A 7,875-nucleotide genomic window follows, 5' to 3' on the forward strand; every position below is an offset into this window, starting at 1 on the left:
TGCAAAGAAAAAGAAGGAGACAACACACAGCTTGACCCCGGCATGAACCGAAATCCATAATCAGAGGTGGCTCACTTCTCGGTGAAAAACCCGGCTCACTTCTGGATGAAAATCAACACCCCGACATTTCAATCGCCCATCCCTTAAGTGACCCTTCTTTGAATCGTCTCGCGTAGCGTCACAAATTACGAGAGTGTTCTTTATATGTTCTCAATACAAGTGACGCCTGTATGGCTTAATCATCACAGAAAACTGGCTACTGAAATCATATCAGATGGGCCAACCGTCAGCAGGTTGGCATAGGCAGGCATCTTTAAGCGCGGCGGATTGTTTTCACGCTTACGCGGAACAGCTGTGCGATCTCGGGCATTGGCCACTGATCCTCGTCACGCATCCAGCGCACCTCGATTTTCTGTGATGGTAATAGGGCAGGGGGCCTTCCCCCGACGCGCCACGCTTGCGGGCGGCCTCCAGCCCTTCCCTTGTCCTCTCAGAAATCCGCTCACGCTCGAACTGGGCAATGGAGGCGAAGACATGGAACACCAGACGCCCGGCGGGCGTTGTGGTGTCGATGTCCTCGGCCAGCGACCGGAACCCCGCGCCGTGCCCTTAGATGGTGTCCACGATATCGAGCAGATCGCGCGAGGAACGGGCGAGGCGGTCGTATTTGGTGACGGTGATCACGTCGCCCCGGCGAAGCTGATCGAGCAAGCGGTCCAGCTCCGGCCTGCTGCGTGCCGTGCCGGTGATCTTGTCAGCGAAGATCCTCTCGGCACCCGCCGCCTTCAAGGCATCGAACTGGCCGTCCAGGCTCTGGTGTTCTGTGCTGACCCGGGCGTATCCGATGATCTTGAAGTACTGTGCCAAAAACCTCCCAAAAGCCGCAAAGGTTTTGTCATGGGTTTTTGTCCAGTCTAAGGCCACTATACGGCGCAGGGCAGGATGCGAGTACAGAAACGACCAGTATATGTGAAAAACTCGACCCATCACAGCTTGTGACCAGCACTTTCACACCGTTTTAACTATCTGAATCTGAATATCTTTTCGGCGGCTTCGCGCCACGGTTCAAGAGTGGGTCCGTTGGCCTCACACGGGGATCATTTTCACCAGACGTTTTAGATTCTGTGCGGTGGCTGTCAGGACAAATTCGCCGCTGGCACCACGCAACCTTCTGAGCCGAAGGCGGATGAATCCAAGATTGCGCTTCAAATGAGCGAACAGTATCTCGACCTTTTTGCGCTTACGGCGGCTGATCTGGGCGCGGCGCTGGGTATCGAACGGCCATTTGGCGATAAAAAGTCCTTTCTAATCTTTACGTACCCGACTCAAAGCCGCCCTGTGCGATGATATCAACGGCTTTAACACACCAGATTTCCGTCATGCCATCAGGGCTGAAAATCTCGGTGGCGTTCGCATGAAAGGCCGCCTAGTAAGGCTTTCTGACAGTAACAGTCCCGATTCAGGTCCTCCTTGCGCTCACAAGTCCGGGTAAATAGCGGGGACAAATTTAGGAAATCAGATGAACCACAATGAGCCCGAGCGCGACAAGGTGTCAGAACCTTCGCACCTGCCAAAGCTTGAGCCTACCGGCGAGCGTTTTATGCCAGAAATCCCGGGTAATATCTACCTTGAGCATATGCATCGCTATTTGCTGACGGTCCCTCTAGTAAAGGGCGCGCGCGTGCTGGATATAGCCAGTGGCGAGGGCTTTGGATCGAACATCCTGGCGCAAAGTGCCGCCGAGGTGATTGGTGTCGATATATCCGAGGCGGCCATACTGAATGCACGGGCAAAATATGCGCGAAACGGTCTGCGCTTCGAGGTGGGCTCTGTCACGGAAATCCCGCTGCCCGATCATTCTGTCGATTTCGTCATCTCCTTTGAGACGATCGAGCATATCAAAGCGCATCAGGAAATGTTGGCTGAAGTTCGGCGTGTCTTGCGGCCCGGTGGGGTGTTTGTGGTCTCGACACCCGAAAAGTCGGTCTATACCGATGCCTCTGGCCATGTGAACCCGTTTCACGCGAAAGAGCTTTATCGGGACGAGTTTGTGGCCCTGCTGGGCGCGCATTTTGGCCATCTCCGCATGCATGGCCAAAAGATCAACTTTGGCTCAGTAATCGTGCCCGACGATGGCTCCGCCCCGTTTTCAGAGATCCGTTCTGAGACGGGTGAGACTGCGCCGGGGCAGTTGCAGGCGACCTATATGATAGCGCTGGCCTCTGACGATCCGGGGAAGATGCAAGCCTTAGGCGGTATTTACAGCCAGGACATACAGGCGTCAGAACCCGTAGCTGTGCGTGTCGCGTTCGAGCGTGGGCTTTGGCGTAAGGAGACTGAGGCGCAGTTGGAACCTGCAATGGAAGAGTTGGCTTGGATTTCAAACCAGATCGGCGCCTTGCAACGCACCAACTCTATGAGCCGCGCGAACCTGCTGAAGCTGATCAAACGACTTGTCGTCACGCGCCTGCTTTATTGGTTGTCGGTCCGCGAGATGTTCAGCAAAAAGCGCCGCGGGAAGTTTCGACACTCAGCCGAAAAGCGCGACCCGATGTTGCTTGCGCGCCGTGTTGACAGTTTCTGTCATGAGTTTCTGCACCGGGTGAACAGCAATGTCAAACTTGGCGAGGCGCGCAAGGCACTGCTGCACGCAATCGGGCTGACCGTGACCGCCATCGTCCCGAGTTACAATCACGCTCCATTCCTGCGCCAACGGCTTGATAGCATATTGTGCCAGAGCTATCCATTGATCGACATTGTTATCCTTGATGATGCCTCGACCGACGACAGCCGCGCGATCATCGCTGAGTATGTTGCCCGCTTCCCTTATCGTATTCGCGCTGTCCTGAACGAGACCAATTCTGGTAGCGTTTTTGCGCAATGGCAAAAGGGGCACGACCTTGCAACTGGCGATCTTGTCTGGTTCTGCGAAAGCGACGATTTCGCAGAACTAGATTTCGTCGAACGCCTGATCGGAAGTTTCCGCGACCCCAGTGTGATGCTCGCCTTCGGCAGGATCGAATTCGCCGATGCGCAGGGCCAACATGTGCCGGGGCTTGATCACTACCGCGAGTCGGCTGAGGCGGGGATCTGGTCCAAGGGCTGCATTCGCCCGGCGGCAAGCTGGTTTTCAGGCGGCTTCGGTGTCAAGAACGTGATAGCCAATGTGGGCGGCAGCCTGTGGCGCCGCGTCCCGATCTCACAGGCTGTCTGGGAGACGGCGCGCAGCTATCGGATCATGGGTGACTGGTTTTTGTATTCCGAGATGGCCCAAGGTGGTCAGATCGCATTCGAACCATCAGCCGTCGCATATTTCCGGTCGCATGGTGCGAATACCTCTGGTCAGAGCGCGCAATCCAAACCGGAATATTATCGCGAATATGCCCGCCTGATGACCGCTCTCAAGCGGCGCTGGGCGATTCCCGACGTTACTGTCGATCGCTTCGTCGCTCAGGCGGCTGAGATTTTCCGCAACGCCAAAGTCCAAGGGGTAGAGTTTGATACGCTGGTGAATGCGGCGGCGCTTAAGGCTCTCAGACGAGAGGTGCCGCATGTGTTGATCGGCATTCTGGGGTTCAGCTATGGTGGCGGCGAGATTTTTCCCATTCACTTGGCCAATGCGCTGCGCGCGATTGGGACCACAGTGTCGATCCTGCGAATGTCTGATGTTTCAGATCACGCCGATGTCCGCGCGCTTCTGGATCCTGCGATCCCGGTCTATGACGCCATTATCGTGCGCGATATGGGTGGTAACCGCTTTCTACGCGATGCGGGTATTTCCATCATTCATTCACATTTGGCGAGTGTTGAGATGCTGATGCTTGATCAAGAATCGGTCGATGGACCCTATATGGCGACCCTACATGGGTCGTATGAAGCGATGGAGCTTCCCCGAAGCCGGGCGACGAAATGGGCAGAACGTGTCGACCAGTATGCCTATACCGCAGAGCGTAACCTGTCTCCCTTCGACCTTGCGGCGCTCGGCTCTGACAAATTTGTGAAGTTTCGCAATGCCATGCCGATTGACCCCCGCGACCTGCCGCAGACCCGCGCAGATCTGGGAATACCTGCGGATGCGGTCGTCTTCACACTGGTGGCGCGGGGCATCGAAGGCAAAGGCTGGGAAGAAGCGGTTCGCGCGTATCAGGCGTTGCGCGCGCGTCGTCCCGACGCGGTGATGGCGCTGGTGGCCGTCGGCGAGGGCGAGAAAACGGATGCCGCGCATCTTCTCGCCAAAGATGATCCGACGATCCATTTCCTCGGCTATATCAAGGAAATCCACGGCGTCTACCGGATCAGCGATGTGGCCTTGGTGCCGACACGTTTTTCGGGGGAATCGTTTCCGCTGTGCCTTATTCAGGCGATGCAGGCTGGTATTCCAAGCATCGCCACCGATGTTGGCGAGATCAAGGCGATGATCCAGCCCGAGGGCCTGAGCGGGGGGCTGATCATCCCCAATCTGGAGGATGACGATGCCTTTGTTGCGGCCGTGAGCGCCCAGATGGAGGCGATACTTGACCCGTCACGGCGCGCCAAACTGTCGGAAAATGCGCGTCGGTTGGGCGAAGATTTCGGGATTGACGCGCTGGCGCATCGGTATCTGGAGCTTTACCAGCAGGTTATCACCCGCCATGCTGGACAAACTGCGTCGCCGAGGGCGGGGGCGCTGAGGAAAACCGCATCATGAATATTCTCGCGCTTGGTGGAAATGGTTTTCTGGGCTGGCATCTGGTCAATGAACTGGCCGCGGCGGGTCATCGCGTCACCGTGCTTGGGCGGCGGGCAGAACCGCAGCGTCCGTTGCCAAACAATGCCGAATATGTGTCGGTCAATCTTTCAGATCGCCCGGCACTGGTACAGCTTCTGACGGGGATAGACGCGGTTGCGCATCTCGCCAGTGCTACGGTGCCCTCGACCGGCGACAAGGACAAGGTTGCCGACGTGCAGATCAATCTGGTGGGCACCCTGAATCTGCTTGAGGCGATGATACAAAGTGGCTGCAGGCGCCTGCTTTTCGTATCGTCCGGCGGTACCGTGTATGGAATCCCGCAGCACATTCCAATCCACGAACACCATACGCTCGCGCCGATTTGCTCTTATGGCATCGTCAAGGTTGCGATCGAGTCCTACTTGGCGCTTTTCGCGCGCACCCATGCTATGAAATGCCTGATCCTGCGCGCCTCTAATCCCTACGGCCCTTGTCAGGGCAACCTCGGGGTGCAGGGGATCATTGGCACCTATCTGGGTCGCGCCAGAGAAGGTCAGCCGATCGAGATATGGGGCGATGGCTCTGCGATACGAGATTACATCTATGTTGGTGATCTTGCGCGGCTTGGACGTTTGGCGATCGAAGGAGAAGCGTCTGGGGTTTTCAATGCTGTCAGCGGGATGGGAAGCTCTGTTGCAGAGGTGGCCGAATGTGTTCGCAGGGTTACCGGGCGCGAGGTTCCGGTGCTGAACCGACCTAGACGAACGTTTGACGTGCCAATTTCTGTGCTTGATATCAGCAAGGCCAAAACGACGTTCAACTGGCAGCCGAGGATTGGTCTGGAAGAAGGGATCAGCAAGACTTGGCGCTGGCTTGAGGAAACCTCCCGTGCCTGACAGAGAGGAGCTGTCTTTGGGTTGGGCGGGGCACGCGAGTAAGCTTTGCCCACATCCGCCCTGTTGTCCGCTTCAGGCAAATCATGTTCAAGAAAGACCTGTTCCTCATGTCCGAGGCTAAATCCGCCCTATCACGCTGGTTTGACAAGAAATCTGGCGACAGCCTTCTCTTGCGTCTTCTGCTGGAATCCGTCCCGCAGCACAAAGCCCATTACTTTGCTGCGGTCGTGGCTATGGTTTTTGTCGCAGGTACCACAGCGGCGACAGCTTGGATAATGGGCGCGATCATCGATGCAATGAACAATCCGACAGGTAGAATGCACCTTTATATGGTGGCCTCCGGAGTTGCTTTGATTTTTTTCCTAAAGGGCATTGCCTCATTCGCCCAAGCAGTGCTGATGGCGCGGGCGGGAAACCGGATTGTGGCACGCAAGCAGGCGCAGCTATATCGGAAGCTGCTGAGTCAGGGCATGGGCTTTTTCAGCAGCACAGAGTCTTCCGATGTGATTGTCCGCGTGACGCAAAGTGCGCAGATGGCCCGCTCAGTGATTGATATTATCGTCACGAGTTATGTCCGCGATATGCTAACCCTGCTAGGGCTGGTTGGAGTTATGGTCTACCAACAGCCCCTGCTTTCTGCAGTGTGCCTGTTAGTTGGCCCGGCTTCGCTGTTTGGAGTACAGCGTATTCTGCGCAGTGTTCGGCTTGTGATGGCACAGGAGATGGTCGGAATCACTGAAATCATTAAGGTTGTGCAAGAAACATCAACAGGTGCTCGCGTGGTAAAGGCCTTTGCGCTTGAGGAGCAGATGGCCCAGCGCATGGAGGCCGCCATTCGTCAGGTTGAAAAGCGGGCTAATAAGATCGTCCGACTGGAGGCTGCAACCTCGCCCCTGATGGACACAATCACCGGGTTGGCGGTGGCGGGGATCGTTGTGTTAAGTGCGACTACTCTGTTCGGTCAATCGGTGGGCACGCCCGGTCAACTGATGTCGTTTGTGACGGCGTTCTTGATGGCCTATGAACCTGCCAAACGCCTGTCAAAGATGCGCGTGAGCATTGAAAGCGGCATGGTCGGCGTCACGATGATGTATGATCTAATGGATCAGCCCAACGTCTTGGTTCAGGCTGTGGATGCTGTAGATTTGCCCGATGGCCCAGGGCACTTGAGATTGGAAAATTTGCGGTTTTACTTTACACCCGATCGTCCGGTGATCAATGGTATCACGCTGGATTTTGCCGCAGGCACCACAACGGCGCTTGTAGGGCCCTCAGGGGGCGGCAAATCAACATTGCTGAACTTGATGCTGCGGATGTATGATCCAAACAGTGGAAATGTGCAGATTGATGGTATTAATTTGCGGCAGGCGACACTGGCCTCACTGCGTCGTAAGATCGCTTATGTTGGACAGGATACGTTTCTGTTCTCAACCAGTGTCATGGAGAACTTGCGCATGGTGCGGCCCTCTGCCACTGATGATGAGGTAATTGAGGCTGCTCGTGTTGCACATGCGGATGAGTTTATTTCGAGCCTCTCGCAAGGTTACCACACCCAGATCGGCGAGAATGGCACTTTTCTTTCAGGCGGACAGCGCCAGCGGCTGGCCATTGCGCGCGCTGTGCTGCGTCGCGCGCCAATTTTGCTTTTGGACGAAGCCACCAGTGCGTTGGACAGTCATTCGGAGGCACTAGTCCGCGACGCGTTGGAGCGGATCACCAAGGGGATCACCACCGTCATCGTGGCGCATCGTTTGTCAACGGTGATGCGCGCTGACCGGATTTGTTATGTCGACGATGGGAAAGTGATTGAAGTGGGCTCCCTGAAGGAGTTGCTAGCGGCCAATGGCAAGTTTCGGGCATTGTATGATCAGCAGTTTGCAGGCCATTGAGTTGCTGCACGGCTAGGATGATAATTATCACCTCAAGCCGAGCCAGGGAAGAATGCAGGTCCGCACTCTGCTATGTGTTAAGATGCAAATTCAAGCACCTCGTAAACTCGCAGCAACAAGTATTTCCGATTGGTCTGTGCCAACTATTTGCAGGCGGGCAGACATCTTCTTATCCGGATATGAACTTGTGCCCTAGGGTCAGGACCTGCTAACCAGCTTGCTTTTGCGGTTTTGGTTTGATTCACTTTTGGTATCCAAGGGGGTGCCTGTTGATTTTCACCCAGAACTGAGCCGGTTAGGCGCATAATTTTCACTGAGAACTGAGCCATGTGAACCTACCCCCAAAGCGGAGAGCAGTGGGGGCAACGGAGTGATCCACATG

3 protein-coding genes and 2 pseudogenes are annotated in these 7,875 nt (G+C 55.8%); 3 read left to right on the plus strand and 2 right to left on the minus strand.

Annotated elements, in window-relative coordinates; translation table 11 throughout:
- Nucleotides 1–339: 339 nt before the first annotated feature.
- Nucleotides 340–987, minus strand: a pseudogene (locus tag ACP7AP_RS23520) (recombinase family protein).
- A gap of 99 nt (nt 988–1,086) precedes the next feature.
- Nucleotides 1,087–1,266, minus strand: a pseudogene (locus ACP7AP_RS23525) (transposase); the annotation flags it as partial.
- Between the two features lie 253 nt (nt 1,267–1,519).
- Between ACP7AP_RS23525 and ACP7AP_RS23530 the strand changes: the two are divergent.
- The 3 genes from ACP7AP_RS23530 to ACP7AP_RS23540 all read left to right on the plus strand — a co-directional run bounded on the left by ACP7AP_RS23530 (nt 1,520) and on the right by ACP7AP_RS23540 (nt 7,493).
- Complete coding sequence (locus tag ACP7AP_RS23530) at nt 1,520–4,687, plus strand: methyltransferase domain-containing protein (RefSeq protein WP_426038269.1); 3,168 nt, start codon at nt 1,520–1,522, stop codon at nt 4,685–4,687.
- Entirely contained in the window at nt 4,684–5,604 is a 921-nt protein-coding gene (locus ACP7AP_RS23535; RefSeq protein WP_426038271.1) for an NAD-dependent epimerase/dehydratase family protein, read from the plus strand. The genes ACP7AP_RS23530 and ACP7AP_RS23535 overlap by 4 nt, the downstream gene beginning before the upstream one ends.
- An 83-nt stretch (nt 5,605–5,687) precedes the next feature.
- Nucleotides 5,688–7,493 carry an ABC transporter ATP-binding protein gene (locus tag ACP7AP_RS23540; RefSeq protein ID WP_426038273.1) on the plus strand — a complete coding sequence of 602 codons (1,806 nt, stop codon included), beginning with the start codon at nt 5,688–5,690 and terminating at the stop codon, nt 7,491–7,493.
- The last annotated feature ends 382 nt before the right edge of the window (nt 7,494–7,875 follow it).

Source organism: Cypionkella sp. TWP1-2-1b2 (assembly GCF_049896245.1).
Taxonomy (GTDB): domain Bacteria; phylum Pseudomonadota; class Alphaproteobacteria; order Rhodobacterales; family Rhodobacteraceae; genus Cypionkella.

What these genes read in the sequence shown, in the direction of transcription:
- ACP7AP_RS23530 (WP_426038269.1), top strand. Translation starts at nt 1,520, where the DNA reads ATGAACCACAATGAGCCCGAGCGCGACAAGGTGTCAGAACCTTCGCAC.
- ACP7AP_RS23535 (WP_426038271.1), top strand. Translation starts at nt 4,684, where the DNA reads ATGAATATTCTCGCGCTTGGTGGAAATGGTTTTCTGGGCTGGCATCTG.
- ACP7AP_RS23540 (WP_426038273.1), top strand. Translation starts at nt 5,688, where the DNA reads ATGTTCAAGAAAGACCTGTTCCTCATGTCCGAGGCTAAATCCGCCCTA.